The 18771-nt window shown below is 33.5% G+C and carries 17 protein-coding genes; 14 read left to right on the top strand and 3 right to left on the bottom strand.

The window, feature by feature from the left end; translation table 11 throughout:
• Nucleotides 1–2: 2 nt before the first annotated feature.
• Together CAP47_RS10085 and CAP47_RS10080 are read left to right on the top strand one after the other, a co-directional pair.
• Nucleotides 3–722 carry a hypothetical protein gene (locus tag CAP47_RS10085; protein ID WP_100776487.1) on the top strand — a complete coding sequence of 240 codons (720 nt, stop codon included), beginning with the start codon at nt 3–5 and terminating at the stop codon, nt 720–722.
• Complete coding sequence (locus CAP47_RS10080; RefSeq protein WP_100776486.1) at nt 706–1368, top strand: ATPase; 663 nt, start codon at nt 706–708, stop codon at nt 1366–1368. The genes CAP47_RS10085 and CAP47_RS10080 overlap by 17 nt, the downstream gene beginning before the upstream one ends.
• A gap of 43 nt (nt 1369–1411) precedes the next feature.
• Here the strand turns inward: CAP47_RS10080 and CAP47_RS10075 are convergent, their stop codons facing one another.
• From CAP47_RS10075 to CAP47_RS10065, 3 genes are all read right to left on the bottom strand, one after another.
• Nucleotides 1412–5878, bottom strand: coding sequence for an AAA family ATPase (locus CAP47_RS10075; RefSeq protein WP_100776485.1), 4467 nt, complete (start codon nt 5876–5878; stop codon nt 1412–1414).
• A 9-nt stretch (nt 5879–5887) separates the two neighbouring features.
• Nucleotides 5888–6193: a helix-turn-helix domain-containing protein gene (locus CAP47_RS10070; protein ID WP_100776484.1), complete on the bottom strand. Its 306-nt coding sequence runs from the start codon at nt 6191–6193 to the stop codon at nt 5888–5890.
• A 144-nt stretch (nt 6194–6337) separates the two neighbouring features.
• On the bottom strand, nt 6338–6979 hold the full coding sequence (locus tag CAP47_RS10065; protein WP_100776483.1) for an N-acetylmuramoyl-L-alanine amidase: 642 nt from the start codon (nt 6977–6979) through the stop codon (nt 6338–6340).
• Between the two features lie 188 nt (nt 6980–7167).
• On the opposite strand from CAP47_RS10065, the gene CAP47_RS10060 reads away from it, so the two are divergent.
• From CAP47_RS10060 to CAP47_RS10010, 12 genes are all read left to right on the top strand, one after another.
• A complete protein-coding gene (locus CAP47_RS10060; protein WP_100776482.1) occupies nt 7168–7455 on the top strand; it encodes a hypothetical protein in 288 nt (95 codons plus the stop codon).
• 31 nt (nt 7456–7486) lie between these two features.
• Nucleotides 7487–7771, top strand: coding sequence for a hypothetical protein (locus CAP47_RS12395; protein WP_192869983.1), 285 nt, complete (start codon nt 7487–7489; stop codon nt 7769–7771).
• A complete protein-coding gene (locus CAP47_RS10055; protein WP_100776551.1) occupies nt 7758–10160 on the top strand; it encodes a TraG family conjugative transposon ATPase in 2403 nt (800 codons plus the stop codon). The genes CAP47_RS12395 and CAP47_RS10055 overlap by 14 nt, the downstream gene beginning before the upstream one ends.
• A 4-nt stretch (nt 10161–10164) precedes the next feature.
• Entirely contained in the window at nt 10165–10740 is a 576-nt protein-coding gene (locus CAP47_RS10050; RefSeq protein WP_100776481.1) for a conjugal transfer protein, read from the top strand.
• A 6-nt stretch (nt 10741–10746) separates the two neighbouring features.
• A complete protein-coding gene (locus CAP47_RS10045) occupies nt 10747–11571 on the top strand; it encodes a hypothetical protein (RefSeq protein ID WP_100776480.1) in 825 nt (274 codons plus the stop codon).
• Nucleotides 11572–11582: 11 nt separating this feature from the next.
• A complete protein-coding gene (locus CAP47_RS10040; protein ID WP_100776479.1) occupies nt 11583–12206 on the top strand; it encodes a conjugal transfer protein TraK in 624 nt (207 codons plus the stop codon).
• The gene (gene traM / locus CAP47_RS10035) at nt 12187–13116 is read left to right on the top strand and encodes a conjugative transposon protein TraM (protein WP_100776550.1); all 930 of its coding nucleotides are present in this window, start codon (nt 12187–12189) and stop codon (nt 13114–13116) included. Before CAP47_RS10040 ends, traM begins: the two co-directional genes overlap by 20 nt.
• Nucleotides 13113–13967 carry a DUF4138 domain-containing protein gene (locus CAP47_RS10030; protein ID WP_100776478.1) on the top strand — a complete coding sequence of 285 codons (855 nt, stop codon included), beginning with the start codon at nt 13113–13115 and terminating at the stop codon, nt 13965–13967. Before traM ends, CAP47_RS10030 begins: the two co-directional genes overlap by 4 nt.
• A 6-nt stretch (nt 13968–13973) precedes the next feature.
• Nucleotides 13974–14339, top strand: coding sequence for a hypothetical protein (locus tag CAP47_RS10025; RefSeq protein ID WP_100776477.1), 366 nt, complete (start codon nt 13974–13976; stop codon nt 14337–14339).
• Between the two features lie 216 nt (nt 14340–14555).
• Complete coding sequence (locus CAP47_RS10020) at nt 14556–14939, top strand: hypothetical protein (protein WP_100776476.1); 384 nt, start codon at nt 14556–14558, stop codon at nt 14937–14939.
• Between the two features lie 106 nt (nt 14940–15045).
• On the top strand, nt 15046–17400 hold the full coding sequence (locus CAP47_RS10015) for a class I SAM-dependent DNA methyltransferase (protein WP_100776475.1): 2355 nt from the start codon (nt 15046–15048) through the stop codon (nt 17398–17400).
• Nucleotides 17397–18677, top strand: a complete 1281-nt coding sequence (locus tag CAP47_RS10010; protein ID WP_100776474.1) for a restriction endonuclease subunit S — start codon at nt 17397–17399, stop codon at nt 18675–18677. The genes CAP47_RS10015 and CAP47_RS10010 overlap by 4 nt, the downstream gene beginning before the upstream one ends.
• Nucleotides 18678–18771 lie beyond the last annotated feature (94 nt).

The following is an 18771-nucleotide window of genomic DNA, read 5'->3' as shown; positions in this document are numbered from 1 at the left end:
TTATGAATTATATCAAACTCCTTAATGCGGCTTTCGAAAAATTTTTCTTCGACGATCGCTTAAACCCAACCCATATTAGCCTATACATGGCTTTGTTCCAAGAGTGGAATAGTAGTCGCTTTGCGGTTGGGTTTTACGTTAATCGCAGGGATTTAATGATGGCTTCCAAAATTGGCTCAAAATCCACTTACCATCGATGCATCACTGATCTCGATACTTGGAGATATCTTTCTTATTTCCCGTCCAATAATCCTTACAAAGGAAGTAAAATTAAGATGTCCATTTTTAGTACAAGTGAAGAGCCAGATATGGAAGGGTACGATCCTGAATTAGAACAACTTGCGGAACACTACCATCCCACCAATGGACAAGTTGAAAACCCAAACCGTCCCTTTAGTGGACAAGCGTTGGTATCAAATATAAACAATACTAAACAGGTAAAAAGTAATAAAAAGCCAAAGGGCTGGCAGGCTGTTTTTAATTTTTTTAAAGAAAAAGGTTATGATACTGTTGAAGGGAAAAAGTTCTACACGTATTATGAAACAAATGGTTGGAAAACAAGCGATGAAAAACCAATTAGAGACTGGAAAGCTTTAGCCAAAAATTGGATTGATAGAACCGAATTATTTGCTAAAAAAAATAAATCAAACAAAAATCCACAGTCCTATAAACAGGACAACTTGCGAACTACTAAAAACAAAGATTATGGACAACCCCTCTAAAATAATTGAAGACGACGTAGAATATTCGCTAGGCCAATTTGATGGAAAAAACGTGTTATACGATTTTCCTAAAATCCTGATCTATTTAAACATCAAAGGGAAATTACTTTTCGGAAATAAGTTTCGTATATATGAAGAAGATAAACCGATTATAAGAAAGCTCTGCTACTATTTTATCAAGGATAAAGTTAATTGTAAAAAATATAAAATCGATATCGAGAAAGGGATTTTACTATCTGGACCAATTGGCTGTGGAAAAACCAGTTTAATGAAACTTCTAAAACATTTAGTTCCCTTCCGACGGCCTTACGAAATGATTCCCTGTCGGAATGTTATTTTTAGTTTTAACCATCTAGGTTTTAAAACTGTAGAAGATTATGGTAACTCAAGATTCTATTGTTTTGATGATCTAGGCGTTGAACCCACTGGAAGATTTTACGGCAAGGATTTAAACGTCATGGGAGAAGTACTATTATCTCGATATGAATTATATCAGCAAACCAATAAAAAGATCAAAACTCACGCCACTACCAATCTCAATGCCGAAGAACTGGAAGAACGCTATGGCAACCGTGTACGTAGCCGGATGCGGGAATTGTTTAATTTAGTTGCTTTTGATAAAAATGCTGGAGATAAGCGGAAGTAGTAAATACTAAAAAGGTTTAAAGCATTATGCTTTAAATTAAAAGCTAGGTTATTAAGTCCATCGCTTCATTCAATGCATTTCTCAAATGACTGTGTTTTAGCATATCGTCAAAAACATCAAGGGACTTTTTTATATGTTTCCTATTTTTATTTAAGTCCATATTCAGTTTAGAGTAAATAGCTAAAATTAGTTGTACAGGTTCTTTATCGTAATAACCTCTTCGCTGTACATTAGGAACTAGACTATAATTTAGGTTTCTAATTAATTCTAAGCATTTTACAGGATTATCTTTAACACAAGTGAGAAGTAATTGCAGGAAATATATAGGTTGCGCAATGCATAATTTACTTTTAGAATATTTAAACAGAAAGCCATATGATTCCTCGAAGTTGTGAGACTTAAATTTTCTTAGCACTATACCTGAATACATTGTAGCGAAATCTTCACCACTTCTCCCTAAAAATTGATATAAAATACCGAAAGCTCTATTTGCGGTTATCTCATTGGAATTAAATAGATTCGCCTCAGCAATCCGAAGAGCACAAAGTTTAGCTTCATCACTTGATTTAATAAAATCAGTATACAATTTTTTATTAGAAATTTTATCGTTGAGCCAACTTAAAACTATAACATTCCCATCCTTGTGCAAATCTTCATTTTGAATAATCATATTAAAATAAGGAAGCATTTCCGAATGAAATTTCACATTGAAATATTGAGATGTTCTGAAAGAATTTTTTAGAACTTCAGTATCACTTTCATTTATCAATTTCATAAAAATTTTAAAACTTCTGTCCAAATTGAAATAGTTTAGGTATCCTAGTTCTTGCATTATTGCTACTCTAACTGATATTTGCGGGTCTTTTATAGCTTTTTCTACGGTACTAAAAATTATTTCTTCAGATCGCTTATGTTCATAACATTGTATCAACTTATGAATCGCAGCACCTCTAATTGTATTCAGACTATCAAATGAAGGGTCATTTTCATTCATTGGTTTACTTGGGTTAGGGTGATTCAATGCATGATTACTTAAAAATTCGACTAACTCTGTATCTATTAAATTATTCTTTATCAAATACCCTATGTTCCAAATAGCGTACATCAAGTTATTTTGGTTTAAATCTAGCTTAATAAATTTCTGATGCAGAAATTTCACTTTCTCAGGCTCATATTTTGCTTGAATTAACCCATCTATCCCTTTAGACAAATATTCTAGAGAGACTTTTTTCTCTTCAAATAGTTCTATAATAAATTCGTAATATTTATCAGGATTACCTCTCACAATATCCCCGAAAGCTCTGGAATGCTCTAGCTTGCCTCCTCTTGGCCCGTGTCCTTCTCGATAGTCATCATCAAATTTTGTCAAGCTATTTTTCCAATTCCTTAAATCCATTTTGGCATATGCTCCCTGAGAAAGGGGCGCTCCAACCGAATATGCGCCAGAAGATGATGAAGTATGAAGTGCTTTATTCGCATCTATATCCCCAAATTTTCTATAATACTCTTGATAAGCTTTTTTTAATACAGGAATACACCAAATTTCAATCTCAGGAAGTTGTTTGATAAATAGAAATTGCTTCTTGTCCTGACCATAAAAGGATATGATTTCTTTTCCCTCCGAGTCTTTATACCTATCATATTTAAAATCATACGGACTCTTAATTGACAATAAGATTTTGGAAATAGTATTCTTCCTTTCGGCTGAAAAAAAAGAAAAAGAGAAGCCTATCATTTGGCGTAGATATAGTTGTAATCTATCATCATAACTATTAAATCCATTTTTATCATTAACGATAGAAACAAGTTCAAAAATCTCATCTACATATCTCGGTTTTTCTTCTTTTAATACTAAACTTACTAAACGCAAAAGAGCGACCGAATTTGTATTTTTAAAATCGTTAAAAAAATCATCTATATATTCCTTATTACTTATTTGCGATTTTAAATGTTTGACAAAAAACTCCTCTAAAACAATATGAGCATCTTGTGAAGAGCCAAAACCATCAATGAATTTTGTGCATTCATAGAAAGGACTATCAACCTCCTCAAAATTTGAGTTGTCTTTATTTTCATTAATTATACTCTTATAAATATCCAGAGTAAATTTGAAAGTTTTTTCAGGGTTATCATCATACATCTTCTTCAATAATTCCTCTTGTTCGTGAGAGAATTCATTATAATGCCAGGAACCTCCAGAATTAAAAACATTCTTAAATATTGGTTTTACCAAACCAAAAACATAATCATTATTATGTTGAAAAATTTTTGCTAAGAATTCATAATACCAAAAGTTATCTCTTCCGTTAGATCCTTTATTAAACTTTATGTACTTTTCAAAGTATGGTAAAAGTCTTTTATCTTGCCAGTCATCGAGTCCCATTAAGACTCTCTCATTAAAGTTTTGTTTATCTGTAAAGCATTCTAATTCATCCAAATACTCCATTATTATTAGTGGAGTGAGATTAATATTATTTCTTAAGAACCTCCAAATGAGATTCCTTTGGTAATCAACAGAGGTTTTTAAATCGTATTTTTCAATAAAACCGAATCGAAATATAGACTGTTTTTGGTAAACCCTATGTACCTTATTAGCGAAGGTTTCTTTGTTGAATAAAAACTTATCAAATACTTTTTGTTGAATCAAATATTCAGTCCATTCTTTAGATACAATAGAGTGTATGAATACATCTTCGAAAAGCCTATTTCTTGATATTCTATTATAAAATATCTCTTTTTCTTGATTTGAAGGATCTTCTATAATACCAAGGTTGCTTATCACCAGAGACTTTATATGAAAACGATACTTAGAAGATTTAAGGATAGAATTTACACTCAAAATATACCGCTTATGGTCATACTCACGTAGATACTCAAAAACCATTTTGATTACAGACCTAACCTCTAGGTTCTGTTCATTTTCGGTAAGATATTTAAATATATCTTTTCCTTTCTCCACAAATTGTCTCGAAAAGCAATAATCATAGAAGGTTTGATGAAAAAATTGAATATTAAACTCCTCTTTAATTATTAATTGATTACTTAATAAATATTGAACTTCGTGATAATACTTATCTGAAAACTTATTACTAACAACTATCTGCTGATTCTCATACATTTCAACAGCAATAATATAAAGTAACTCACCTAATTTTAAGTTAGGATTAGGAGTAATTAAACTCTCCCATAGAGCATCATATAAATCTTTTAATGATGACAAAGTATCAAGATTAATTTTGTTTTTGTTGGGAAGTTTGCAAAACACTTCCAACTGATTTGGGGTTTTTAATAGCTTAAGAACTTTTTTTACGGAACAACAAACTCCAAATTTCTGAAGTGTACTTTTCACGTCCTTTTCCTTTAGAAGAGACGTTTTTATATTAGTGTACTTATTTGATTTGTAAGAACTTAAATCTGCATCATATTTTAAATCAAAACTTCTGGATGAAATAATTATTCTAATATTCTTTTCATCAATTAACTCGTTGATTAACCTGTTATATGTTTGAATGAACTCTCTATTTGACGATAATGTTTGTGACAAAGCATCTAACTGATCAATTATTACTACTAGTTGTTGTTTATGAGTATTAAGAGCCCCTATAATTCTCGAAAACGTTACATCATTATCTAAAAATATCTTACTTTCAAGTTCTTTGGGTTTATTAGCGTAGTATTTATCAGCTTTAATACCAAGCACAATGTGATTTTCCGCTAGTAGCCCTTCATAGACGTCTTTTAAAATTACAGATTTCCCCATCCCCTTATCTCCTTCTAAAACTAAAAGATTTTTTTGTCCATTTTTTAAATCGCTAGAGACCCAATCAACAATTTGCTTGGTTTCCTTTCTGGTGATATGACTCTCAGGTTTCTTTTCGAAAAAATTCTTTACTCCTAACAGGAAATGTGAGGCCTTGGTAAATGACCTTTGTAGCCTATCAAAATCTAGTGGATTGATCGTATTTATAAAAACCTCTTCTCCGCAGAATCTCTTACACCATTCAGAACCAAAAAAATCATATACTATTTGTGGGTGAGATTTAAGTATTCTATTTATAGCTGTAAAATCCCATTTTTCAACTCGTATTTCCTTCTTTTTATATTCTTTTTTCAGTTGCTCAAATCTTTTTTGCAAGTGTATATCATCAAAGTTAGCAGAGGTACAAATGAAAAATTTTTCAGATTTACTGTACCATTCTCCATTTTGGAATTCAGAGAAAATATTGTTCAAATTCGTAGTAGAAATGGACTTGTACCTTTTACATTGAAATGAATGGTACTTCCCGTTTTCTTTCAAGGCATAAATATCTATACCATCTTGCTTTTGACCTTTTCTTCCATAAATCTCACAATCTGACCTATCAAAACGTTCAACAAACTCAACCATTCTCAGACAAAGTTTTTCGAAATCTTCCCAAGACATTTGCTCTAAGGGTAAGGTTATATCATTACTTATTATAGGTGGTTCATAATTAATAAACGGTTTAGTTTTTAAATACTCAGGTCTCATAGGAATAATCTATTTTTTCGTTTGACTCACTTTTTTTCTAACCACTCTATTCAACTCCCTGACAATTTCTTGTACATTATTCTCATCTCCTATTTCTTCATAAATTTTCTCCACGTACCACATAGTTAAAAGTTTCGTGAAGTCAATTTCTAATGTTTTTGATAATTTTTTTAATTGCTCTTTCGTAGGTCTTCTATCACTATTTTCAATTTTACTTACAAGAGCGGTATCAACTTCTATCTCAGATGCGACCTCTCTTAATAAGAGACCTTTAGATTCTCGTTTTGATTTTAATAACTGAGATAATTGCTTCATTTGTCAAAAAATTTCTTGTCAAAATTTGTCTAATTCAAATATAAAAAAATTATTCATTTTTACCTTTAACCAAACAAATAACCTCTTTATAAATACTAATTAAAAACTCCCTCAAGCACTTAACAATCTCCAAATACAACTCTCTCATAACTGTCCTATTTTAGTAATTGATTCCAGTATCGCAGTCGCAATACCATTGTGTTTTTCTTTCTTAGCTAAATACTCGGTTTCATCATTTGATGATAAAAACCCCATTTCCAAAAGCACAGAAGGACAGTCGCTAATTGTGTCTCGCACCACCTGAAAATTGGCGAACTTCACACCTCTACTTTTAAAACCTAATTTCTTATTAAGCGCATCTTGCATTTGAAAAGCAAGCCAAACAGATTCGTCTAAATATTTAGATTGTGTCTCTGTCACATAGACTTCCACTCCCCTAGCATCAGGATTATCCGAATGATTACAATGCAATGAAACAAACAAATCGGCATTTAGCGTTTTGGCCAGCTTCGTTCTATCTGATAAAGAAATAAGCGTATCGCTATACCTAGTCAAATAAATATCAAGCGGCTTTTCTAACTCATTATTTTGCTTCAAAATAGCATTCGCAATATTCAAAACCACATCCTTTTCTTGAATGCCATTTATACCGATGGCACCAGTATCTTTTCCACCGTGCCCTACATCAATTACAATTCGTTTTTGGGCTGTGGTTTCCTGCCCAAAAATGAAACACATTTTTAGAAGTAAAATCACAAAACTGACGTTTTTGAGCACTTTTTTCATCTTCAAGTATTCGGTTATTCACAATTCAACTTCAAAAACTCATAAAATTTGATGCTAAATAATAGCAACGGAATTCAATTATATTTAAATAAAATTATATTCACAAATACTTGATTTTCAGTATTTTAAAAACAAATATATGTAAATTTATAGATATAAAAATCAGACAATATTTAAACTTTTACGTTATGAAAAAATCTATTTATTTAACATGTTTTTTCTTGCTGCTCTCCACTTCCCTATTTGCTCAAATTGGTGGTATTGAAAATTCTGTCGACGATGTCGCTAACACCATCAGAACAATCTTTCCTATTCTCTTAGGTGTAATATTCCTTGTTGGATTTCTATTTAACGCAGGACATTTCTTCGGTGAAAATGCTGATCTAAAAAAAGGGATTACCCGTGTTTTGGTCTTCGTACTCATTGCTGGTGCTGTAGTTGGAATCTTTACCTATTTAATCGGAATCGTAGTCTAAGTCTCTAAGAAATATTTAATCAATAAGTCGTATGAAAAAATTCGAAATCTATAGAAACATCAGGAAACGAGCGATCATTTTTGGTTTGCCCGTTTCTCTGTTTGCCTTAATGATGATTGTCGTACTGGTTTCCTTATTGGTTATCATATTCTCTTTCAGCTTTATCATTATTATTGGGCTTATTCTTGCTAACGCTGCACTATACATTGTTTTGACACGTATCTCAAACAATCCACAACTGTTTCAACTTGTCAATGCCTTTCCAAAAATTATTAGTAATAAAAGATATTCAAACCTCAATTATGAACAAGATTAACCTTTCGACATATCAACCTATCGTGAATATTCAAGGCAATATTGCCTTTGCCAATAATGGCAACGTAATACTATGCTACAAAGGCAACCTACCCGAAATCTATTCGTTATCTGAGAAAGATTTTGAGGATATGCATGGCGCTTGGTTTCAAGCCATAAAATCGCTCCCGATCGGAACCGTAGTGCATAAACAGGATATCTATCTTAAAAAATCTTATTCTGCGGAAGAGCTTCCGAATAAAAGCTTTTTAGAGAAAGCAACGCATGACTATTTTAAAGGGCGTGAATATATTGAGCATACATGTTACTTATTTTTTATTCTAACTAAGAATAAAACTTTGAATAATCCAAAGTATGTTAACCCGTTTAAAAAAGTTCCAAAAACTATTATAACAAAACTGGACGACAACATCAAAAACTTTGCGAGTTCAGTTAGTGACTCGGTTTCTTTTATCAACAACAGTCGTAAAATGAACTTTACTTCACTTAACGCTGAAGAAATTCAAAAACTGACCAATAATTATTTCAACGGTTTCAATGAAGGATTTGACACCGATATCATTTTAGATAAAAAAAGCGTCAATATTGGCGAAAACCATTTTGATGCCCTCGCTATCAACAGCGAACTGTGCTTTGGCGAAAGTGTACAAAGTAGCAAAACCAATGAGAAATTCACTTCTGACGACTTTGTATTTCATCAAGGGTTTGTTGATGGCTTAGGGCTTACGCTAAATGAAAACCACATTGTCAATCAGATTTTATATTTAGATGACAAACAGAAATGGCGAAAACTACTCGACAAGAAAGTTGAAGAGCTTAACAAAAGCTCGAATTTCGGCTCACAGAACAAAGTGGTACTTAAAAAGATTCAGCATATACTTGACCAAATTAATACCGATGATAATGCAAGAGTTATTCGTGGTCATTTGAACCTTATTTATTGGACGAAAGAAGCTGAAAAGCTCGATAAAATCACCTCAAAAATCAAAACTGAGTTTAAGGAATTAGATATTATCCCCTACTACCCACGAGGTGAAGAGCGTAAAAACTATATTTTGAATAGCTACTGTTGTTTTTCTTCTAATTTTTCAAATCAAGATTTATACGTAACAGATTTAAAGCATGCGCTGTGTTTATTCATTAACAACACCAACTACAAGTCCGATAATACTGGAATTATATTTAACGATCGTGAACATAACATACCTGTTTTAAAAGATGTTTGGGATGAAAAAAAGAAACGAATTAAGGCACGTAACTTTGCTATTTTTGCACCGACTGGTGAAGGAAAATCTTTCCTTGCCAATAATATTTTACGCCAATATTTTGAAAGTGGTGTGCGCTTAGTTATTATTGATTTAGGTGGTTCTTATACCAAATTCGCTAAACTCTATCCAGAAAAATATACTGTGCTTCGCTACGAAAGTGGAAAGAATTTGGGTATCAATCCATTTTATATAAGCGATGTAAGAGACTTGACACCTGAACGTTTGGAAGATTTATCAGTTTTCCTATTTGAACTTTTCGCTTCAGATTTAAAAGTTACCAAAGCTCAATCTGTTTCTGTCAAAAAGATATTACAGCATTATTATAATAGTGTTTCTCAAAATCATTCTTTGGATGGTTTTTATGACTTTATAGAAAAAAATCAGAATAGTCTTCTGGACACCTTAAAAATCCATCCTGATTACTTCAATATTACCAGCTTCTTGCACGTCATGTCAGAATATGTCGGTGATGGTCTATACAGTTTTCTATTTGAAGTAAGTGAGGATCAGACTTACAAAATTGAAGACAAGCGTCTCATTGTTTTTGAACTGGATGAAGTCAAAGACAATAAGGAAATCCTGTCAGTAATGTTGAAACTTATTAAATCTTCCATTCAAAGAACAATATGGAAGAACCGTGCAGAAAAAGGTATCATCCTTTTCGATGAGTTTGCCAAGCAACTGAAGTTTGACAATGTGTTGGAAAGCGTTGAATTTTACTATCAGGCCATTCGTAAACAGAATGGTGCTATTGGAATAATCCTTCAGTCCATCAATCAGCTTCCCAACAATTCTACTTCGGCAAGCATACTTGAAAACACACAGGTTATTTACAGCCTGAACAACGAGAAAGGCTACGATGAGTTAGTCAAAAGACTCAATCTATCAAGTCATGATCTTAATCAGTTAAAATCCATCAAGAATAATCTTACTGGCTCTCGAAAATACACCGAAATGTTCATCAAAATAGGTAGAGAGAGTAACATTTTTCGATTGGAAGTTCCAAAAGAAGTTTATGCAGCTTACTTAACTGATGGTAACGAAAACGAGAACATAATGGCCATTTATAAAAAGACCAATAATATGGAATTAGCAATAAAAAAATTCACCTCTAAAACATAATATTATGAAGACAAAAATCTTAATTATCGCAACTGCATTCATCTTTTTATTGCCTGCACGCGCTGCGTGCCAAGGAATGCCAACTTATGACAATACAAACTTTGTAAGTTTAGTCAAACAACTGGTAGAATCGGGTAAACAAACCGCTCAAATGATTAAGTCTGTAAAATTTCTAAAGGATGCTAAGGAAGCTATCGAGCAAGTTTCGAGCGTGGTACAACAACTGAATGCAGTGCAAAAAATTGCAGACAATAATCAACGTCTTATTCAAGTAATGCAGAACGATTTACAGGATATTTTAAATTCTCCTTATATCAAACCTAATGAAATTAATCGTGTTGCGGAATCATTTGACGCTATTGTCCAGAACTCATTAGAAACAGTAGATTTTATTGATGAAGTTCTGTCTAGTGACTACCTAAAAATGAGTGATGCCGAACGTGCTGAAATACTCAAACAAAAAGAAGAAGAATCAAAGCAAATGGTGTCCAACATCACGACCAAAACTAAACGTTATCGTGATATTATTTCCTTCAGAAAAATGCAGGACAAAGTTAATAACCGTGAAACTGAATATTAAATAGTAATGTCAATCGGATTAGAATATATCGATACGGTTTTTCAAACCGTGCAAAACAGCAGCTTTTCACAATATACAATTGCCGGTATGAAAACGCTTGCGGTTTTATTTTTCTTAATTAACGTCCTTAAAAAATATAATGAGGGTATTGCAGATAAAGATGGTTACACCTGGGGATTGAGTCCTGGTGAACTGGTAAAGAATTTTGCTATCGTCATATTAGTCATCTTCTCAACGCAAGTATTAGGGTTTTTCGATGGTATTTTAGTAGCTATTGAAGGACAATATACAAGCACAGCACCTGCATTACTTCCCTTGCAAATGCAGGACATCCCAATAGAAGAAGATGTTAACCTTATGGATGCTGCAAAAAATGCAATGACTTTACTTTACGAAGCTTTGATAACACCTCTTTATGGATTTAAAATTTTTGCCTTTATTATCAGCCTTTTCCTCTGGATTTTAGATCTGTTCATCTACCCATTATTTTTAGCAGAACGCTTCTTTCTTCTTGGTATTATGCAGGCATTTTTTCCACTGGTTATAAGTCTAGCAGTTTTCGAAAAGTTCCGATCACTGGCCTACACTTTCTTCAAATTATATGCTGCTGTTTATATGTTAGTCCCTGCATTTTTCTTGGTTAACATATTTGTAAATGCCCTTTACACAGAGCTCAATACTAATTTTTGGACTAATCTTTTTGGTGCAGATATCGGCGAAAGTTTCTTCTCACCTGTGGTTCAGTTGGGTTCCATCGGCTTTATTGTTTTTTTGAAATTTCAACTTTACAGGCGTGCCACCTCTTTTACACTGCGATTATTTACCAACTAACATAAAACATTATGAGAACACCCTATTCTAACATATACAAAATATTAAAGCTCAATCGTTTTATTGTTTTAGCGGTTATTGTTTTCGCTTTCCTCTCTAGCAGTTTTTCGATCTGGATGGCGTTTAATACGAATCAAAGAGCACTCAATAGTGCTTTTGCCATCAATACCGATGGAAGCATTATTCCCCTAAAACTCGTCACTCAAAAAGAAAACTTCAAAGTTGAAGCGCTGGCACATTTAGATTTATTTCACAGATATTTCTACAACACTGATGCGAGTAATTATGAAAGCAATCTAAAAAAGGCTCTTTGGTTAGGCAATAGTTCAGTAGACAATCTTTACCGCCAGAAAAAAGCAGACGGTGTTTACAACCGATTACTGCAATATTCCTTGGTTCAAAAGGTACTGAGCATTGATTCCGAAATCAATGAAAATGACGGCAAATATAGCTTTATCACAACAAGCATTTTTGAAATTAATCGCGGTTCCATCACTGACACTTATGAATTAGTATCCTCTGGGAAATTGATTCACGTGGACAGAAACTTTCCCAATAATCCGCACGGATTACTAATTACAGAATATTTTGAAAACACACTTAAAAAAATAAATGATGAAAATAGAAAAAAATAAAATTGTGTTTGCGACCGTATTAGTCGCAATATTCATTTTCCTAATTTCTTATTCTTTAATTGTATTGGGTGATGATGAAAGTAAAAATGATAGCCTTAAACAAACAGTCGTTCCTGAATTAAAGCAAGATCAAAAAGAATACGATTCTAAACTGGATGCCATTAATGATTTAAAAGAAGTGCGCGAAACCAATGCGCCCAGCATTTATGATGAGAAATTATTGGACTCCACGGGATTATATAATCCAAAATTACCTGAATTAGAAAAAGAACGTATTGTGGATAGCATTTATGATGCTAACAGGGTTCAATATTTTAATAAACGTTATAGTAATATTGGATCGAAGAAAATAATTCAGGAGAAAACTTCAAAAGTCGATTCATCTGAAATCAAAAAAGAACAGCAAATTCAAGTCAAGGAATTAGGTTTAGAACACCAACTCTTTTTTGCTGCTGAACCAAAAGTCAATGAATTAGCTATACTAGGAAGTACTGACAAGGCTATTTACGCAAAAGTTGATGGTGATCAAGTCGTCAAAGTAAATTCCCGATTGCGGATGCGACTTACCAAATCAGCCATTATTAACGGAAAAAAGATGTCAAAGAACAGTTTGTTATTTGGTTTTATCAGCTTTCAGCCTAACAGAGCTTTGATCGAGATTGAAAATATTCAGCATCATCCGACCAAATTAAAAGCTTTTGACCTACAAGACGGCAGCGAAGGTATTTATGTAGAAAATAACTTCCGAGCGGAAGCCACCAGTGAAGTTCTGGATGATATTATTGACGACATTAACATTCCAACAGTGCCTCAAGTAGGTGGAATAAGTAAGATTTTACGACGCAATAACCGCAATGTAAAAGTTACAGTTCTTAACAATTATGAACTCATTTTAAAACCAAAATTATGAAAACAATACTCTTAACATTAACCATTGTGGTTTCCTCTTTTATACCTAGACAAACCTTAGGGCAAATTAATAAGCTTCCACAGAAAGCATTAGATACAATTTATGCTAACGACACTAAAAATGTAGCTTTGTTTTTCCCAAAACCTATACGTCAAGGCTTAACAGGAGCTGATAATTTCGTATTTACCTTTAATCGTGAAAAAGAGCAGCATTTGGGCTTATTGCAGGCAAAACCAGGAAAAGAAAGTAATCTTTTGGTTATTAATAACAATGGCTCAGTTTTTTCGTATATTGTAATGTACAAGAAACATATTGACCGACTGAATTATTTCATTCCAACGACCAACAGTATAGGTAATGAAAGACCAAAAATAAAAGACTCTGTACGAATTAAAGCTATTGAAAAAAGGATTAACTTTAATACTTATTACCATCAAAAATTCTGTTCTTATCTTCTTGTCAGAAAGCAGCGATTAGGTCTGATTAAAAAACGAAACGAAGGTATCGTTATGAGTGTTGAGAATATTGTTTTTGATAAAAATGAACTCTACTTCGTTATCCAAATACAAAATAAATCTACCTTGGATTACGATTTAAATTTCTTGAAATTTTCGATTGAAACACGAAAAAAAGGAAAAAAGAAATCTTTACAACGCCTTTATCAAGAGCCAATTTTCACTTACAATTTACCCTCCAAAATAGCCGAAAATGAGACCATAAAATTGATTTATGTATTACCTAAATTCTCAATAAGTAATGACCGCAGAGCAATTTTAGAACTTAACGAAAAAAATGGAGAAAGAAATTTAAAATTAAAGATATCGCATAGATTTATTAATAACCCAAATTAACTTGTTATGAAAAAGCTCGTCATTTACTCCGTAATTTTAACGATTATCTCCTGCGCAGAAGTTAAGAATAATTCCCCCTCTGAAACTGCGAAGATTGTTGCAGAAAGTTTTTACTATGGTGATAAAGCCACCTTAAAAGAACATACAACAGCTTCAGGATATGCCAATTTATCAAGCATACAAGAAATGTTTACAGAGGATAAAAATTCTGAATCTAATTTTAAAGTGGTGGATAAAGTGATTAAAGGCGAAGTGGCTTGGATAAAATACTCCACAGCTTACGACTTTAAGCCTGGAGTTTTTAAGCTGGTTCAAGAAGATGGACAATGGAAAGTCACCCATAATGGGCCACGAGAAAAAGGTCCCTTTTAGTTTCTATAAGTTCAGGCCTGACTGTTGAAATTTTAAAGCGAAAACCTAGAAACGAAAACTTATTTTAATCTATCATCTCCCTATTAAATAATCTTAGTTTCACTTAGCTTTTCATTCAACTAATTTCTCAAGAAATCACTTGTTCATCTATTTATGTTCATTAAATTCGAACGTTCATTGTCACTGAACAGTTTAAAGCAATGAACAAAAAGAATTATGTATCGCAATAAGGATTTCATTTACGAAGCGACCTCTAAGTTGGAAGAACTTAGCAGAATGCAAATTCAAGTAGATAATAAAAAATCCAAAAATGATACCCTATTGAATCTAATTATCCCACAATCTATTATAGAGAGCAAATCTGCGCTTAGCACTTCTACTCAACTAATTGTATTTCTTTTAGAGAAATTAAAAAACAATGATAACTTACCTACTAGTTTAATAACCAAAAAATTTTCTAAAATTGCAGTTCTAAAACTTAAAAAACGGAATATTCACTTCTTGGATTCCGCAGATCATACTTATATAAAATACCTAAATTTAATGGTTTTTATGGAAGGTAAAAAAATACTCACGGATGAGTTACAAAATATCCAGTAAAAGTATAAATTGCTCGAATCAAATTATAGAAACACATAAATCCCTTTCCTATGAAGAAGTGCTGCAGAGCATTTAAGAAATAGTTAACGGATTAAACCAAAAATAAATGAATCAAAATTCCCACTCCAAACTTATATCTTTTATCTGGTCTATTGCAGACGACTGCCTGCGCGATGTCTATGTGCGCGGGAAATACCGTGATGTTATCCTACCAATGGTTGTTTTACGCCGCTTAGATGCCTTACTCGAACCTTCTAAAAAAGCGGTAATGGACGAAGTTCAGTTTCAGACGGTTGAAGCAGGCTTTACCGAACTAGAATCTGAAGGACTAAAAACGGCTTCTGGTTATGAGTTTTACAACACCAGTAAATGGACTTTACAGTTACTTAAAGATACCGCCTCAAATAACCAAAGTATCTTATTGGCTAACTTTGAAGATTACCTTTTAGGCTTTAGCGATAATGTGAAAGAAATTATTGCCAAGTTCACTTTGAAGCGTCAAATTAAACATATGGCAGACAAAGATGTGTTACTTGATGTTTTGGAAAAATTTACTTCGTCTAAGATTAATTTAACGCCCTTTGAAAAAGAAGATCCGGACGGCTACAAATTACCTGCACTATCCAATTTAGGAATGGGCTATGTTTTTGAAGAACTCATTCGTAAATTTAACGAAGAAAATAACGAGGAAGCCGGAGAGCATTTTACGCCACGTGAAGTGATTGAATTGATGACGCATTTGGTATTCAAATCCGTTAAAGACCAACTTCCTCCTGTAATGACTATTTACGACCCCGCTTGTGGAAGTGGTGGAATGTTGACCGAAAGTCAGAATTTTATTAAAGATGAAACTGGCGCTATTCAAGCCAAAGGAGATGTGTATTTATTCGGAAAAGAAATCAATGACGAGACTTATGCCATCTGTAAAAGTGATATGATGATTAAGGGTAACGATCCTCAAAATATACGTTTGGGATCAACGCTTTCTACTGATGAATTTTCTGGCAAAAACTTTGACTTTATGCTGTCCAATCCACCTTATGGAAAAAGTTGGGCCAGCGAACAGAAATACATCAAAGACGGGAAAGATATTATAGACCCGCGCTTTACCATTCCCCTATCCGATTATTGGGAGCAAACAGACACCGAAAAAGCCATTCCGCGAAGCAGCGATGGGCAGTTGCTGTTTCTGATGGAAATGGTGTCTAAAATGAAAAGCTTAAAGCAAAGTCCCTTGGGAACTCGTATTGCCAGTGTTCACAACGGAAGCAGTTTGTTTACAGGCGATGCTGGCAGTGGCGAAAGTAACATTAGGCGTTACTTGATTGAAAACGACTTACTGGAAGCCATTGTGCAACTGCCCAACAACCTGTTTTACAACACGGGCATTACCACCTATATTTGGTTGCTCAGCAATAACAAAACCAAAGAACGCCAAGGCAAAGTGCAACTTATTGATGCGCAACCCCTGCACCAAAAATTACGTAAAAATCTCGGGCAAAAAAATTGCGAGTTCACCCCAGCACATATTGCAGAAATCACGCAAACCTATCTCCATTCAGCGGCTTTAGAACGAGAGGAAGAAAACCAATTGGCCAGTAAGATTTTTAAGAATAGTAATTTTGGCTATTATAAAGTCACCATTGAACGTCCAAAACGTTTGCGATCTCAATTTACGGCAGAAGCCATTGAAACTTTGCGCTATCACAGCCAGTTGCAAGAGCCGATGGAATATGCCTACCAAACTTATGGCGACAAGGTTTATACAGAATTACCTAGCCTTAAAAAAGAAATCTTAGATTGGTGCGAGGCCAATGCCATTAGTTTAAGTGCTAAGAAAAAGACACAACTAACTTCTAAGAAAACTTGGGAAGACGCCAAGTTCTTGGTAGAAACCGCCACAAAATTACACCACACAATTGGAGACGATGTGTTTATGGATTTTAACCACTTTTCAAAACAAGTCAATAAAGCGCTTAAAAAACAAAACATCAAACTGAGCAGTTCTCAGAAAAAAGCCATTTTAGATGCGGTGAGCGTTTACGATGCCGAAGCGGAAAAAGTTATTAAAGCCACTAAAAAGATCACGGGTGAAAAATTGAAGAAGCTCTGTGAGCATCTCAACTGTACTCCTGCTCAACTCTATCATTATGGCTATTACCCAACTAAAAAAGAAAATACCTATATTGAATACGAAACCGAAAGCGATTTGCGCGATTATGAAAACATCCCGTTAAATGAAAACATTTACGCTTACTTTTTACGGGAGGTTGTACCACACGTAGAAGAAGCTTGGATAGATTTAGACAAGACCAAAATAGGCTATGAAATTAGCTTTAATAAATACTTTTACCAGCACAAAGCCCTACGCCCGCTAGATGAAATTGATCACGAGATACGCGAGTTAGAAAATAAAAACGAAGGTTTGATTATGGATATTTTAAACAGCGTGAACCAATGAAAAAATATCCAGCATATAAAGACAGTGGCGTAGATTGGTTGGGTGAAATTCCTGAGCATTGGGAAACCAAGAGATCTAAATTTTTGTGGTTCGAAACAACAAATTTGTCCGAAGACGGAAACGAGCAGCTTTTATCAGTATCGCAATATGACGGTGTAAAAACAAATAAAAATCAATCACGTAGTGAAAACTTGATTGGTTATAAAAAAGTTTGTAAGGACAATTTAGTTACTAATATTATGTTGGCTTGGTTAGGCGGTTTAGGCATTTCAAATTTTGACGGTGTTGTTAGTCCTGCTTATTCAATTTATCAAGCTTCAAATGAAATATTACCTCGATTTGCTCATTATTTGTATAGAACAAAGATATATTTAGATGAGTTTGCTCGCCGATCAAGTGGTGTAGTTCCTTCAAGATGGCGAATGTATACTGATGATTTTGGCGAAGTGCGTACAGTTCTCCCTCCAAAACCAGAACAAGAAGCCATCGCTCATTTTTTAGACGATACTTGCGAAAAGTTAGACAAAGTGGTCGCTCAAAAAGAAAAGATGATGGCCTTGCTCAAAGAACGCAAACAAGCCCTGATCCAAAAAGCAGTCACCCGCGGGTTGGATGAAAATGTTGACTTTAAAGATAGCGGAGTTGACTGGATTGGAGAGATTCCTGTGGGTTGGGAAGTGAAGCGGTTGAAGCACTTAACAACTAAAATAGGTAGTGGAGTTACACCTTCAGGAGGTGGTACAACTTATCTTAGTAAAGGAATTCCCTTATTAAGAAGTCAGAATATTTTATTTGATAAAATTGAATTATCAAACGTCGCCTATATTTCAAAAAAGATTCACAACTCAATGTCTAATAGCAAAGTTTATAAAGGTGACGTACTTCTTAATATTACTGGTGGATCGTTAGGTAGATGTTATTTTCATATGGGTGAAAATGAAATGAATGTGAATCAACACGTATGTATATTAAGGCCTTCTTTAAAAGTTACCACAGTTTATTTAAATGCTCTTATAGCTTCTGAAATTGGGCAAAAGCAAATTTGGTTTTTTCAACAAGGAGGAGGAAGAGAAGGTTTAAATTTTGCATCATTAAAGAATTTTTTATTTCCTGTGCCAGAAATAAAAGAACAAAATAAAATTTCGAAATATATACAAACCCAATCAAAAAAAATAGACCAAGCCGTTAGTCAGCAGGAACAAGCCATTGTAAAGTTAAGGGAATACAAGGCAAGCTTGATAGATAGTTGCGTGTTAGGGAAAATAAAGGTAACATAAGATTTAAAATGAAAAAATAAAATTAATAAAAATGGCAAATGAGATTAAATTAGAAGTTTACACCTGAAGAAAATTTTTGTTTACTTTGATTTTT

Origin of the sequence: Psychroflexus sp. S27 (assembly GCF_002810405.1) — a bacterium.
Taxonomy (GTDB): Bacteria; Bacteroidota; Bacteroidia; order Flavobacteriales; family Flavobacteriaceae; genus Psychroflexus; species Psychroflexus halocasei_A.
The sequence above is the reverse complement of the archived record's forward strand: the minus strand, read 5'-3'. Positions and strand labels throughout refer to the sequence as shown.

Excerpts from the sequence above, each read along its gene's own strand:
- CAP47_RS10070 (WP_100776484.1), bottom strand. The coding sequence starts at position 6,193 with ATGAAGCAATTATCTCAGTTATTAAAATCAAAACGAGAATCTAAAGGT.
- CAP47_RS10065 (WP_100776483.1), bottom strand. The coding sequence starts at position 6,979 with ATGAAAAAAGTGCTCAAAAACGTCAGTTTTGTGATTTTACTTCTAAAA.
- CAP47_RS10050 (WP_100776481.1), top strand. The coding sequence starts at position 10,165 with ATGAAGACAAAAATCTTAATTATCGCAACTGCATTCATCTTTTTATTG.
- CAP47_RS10060 (WP_100776482.1), top strand. The coding sequence starts at position 7,168 with ATGAAAAAATCTATTTATTTAACATGTTTTTTCTTGCTGCTCTCCACT.
- CAP47_RS10030 (WP_100776478.1), top strand. The coding sequence starts at position 13,113 with ATGAAAACAATACTCTTAACATTAACCATTGTGGTTTCCTCTTTTATA.
- CAP47_RS10015 (WP_100776475.1), top strand. The coding sequence starts at position 15,046 with ATGAATCAAAATTCCCACTCCAAACTTATATCTTTTATCTGGTCTATT.
- CAP47_RS12395 (WP_192869983.1), top strand. The coding sequence starts at position 7,487 with ATGAAAAAATTCGAAATCTATAGAAACATCAGGAAACGAGCGATCATT.
- CAP47_RS10075 (WP_100776485.1), bottom strand. The coding sequence starts at position 5,878 with ATGAGACCTGAGTATTTAAAAACTAAACCGTTTATTAATTATGAACCA.
- CAP47_RS10010 (WP_100776474.1), top strand. The coding sequence starts at position 17,397 with ATGAAAAAATATCCAGCATATAAAGACAGTGGCGTAGATTGGTTGGGT.
- CAP47_RS10025 (WP_100776477.1), top strand. The coding sequence starts at position 13,974 with ATGAAAAAGCTCGTCATTTACTCCGTAATTTTAACGATTATCTCCTGC.
- CAP47_RS10085 (WP_100776487.1), top strand. The coding sequence starts at position 3 with ATGAATTATATCAAACTCCTTAATGCGGCTTTCGAAAAATTTTTCTTC.
- traM (WP_100776550.1), top strand. The coding sequence starts at position 12,187 with ATGAAAATAGAAAAAAATAAAATTGTGTTTGCGACCGTATTAGTCGCA.
- CAP47_RS10045 (WP_100776480.1), top strand. The coding sequence starts at position 10,747 with ATGTCAATCGGATTAGAATATATCGATACGGTTTTTCAAACCGTGCAA.
- CAP47_RS10040 (WP_100776479.1), top strand. The coding sequence starts at position 11,583 with ATGAGAACACCCTATTCTAACATATACAAAATATTAAAGCTCAATCGT.
- CAP47_RS10055 (WP_100776551.1), top strand. The coding sequence starts at position 7,758 with ATGAACAAGATTAACCTTTCGACATATCAACCTATCGTGAATATTCAA.
- CAP47_RS10020 (WP_100776476.1), top strand. The coding sequence starts at position 14,556 with ATGTATCGCAATAAGGATTTCATTTACGAAGCGACCTCTAAGTTGGAA.
- CAP47_RS10080 (WP_100776486.1), top strand. The coding sequence starts at position 706 with ATGGACAACCCCTCTAAAATAATTGAAGACGACGTAGAATATTCGCTA.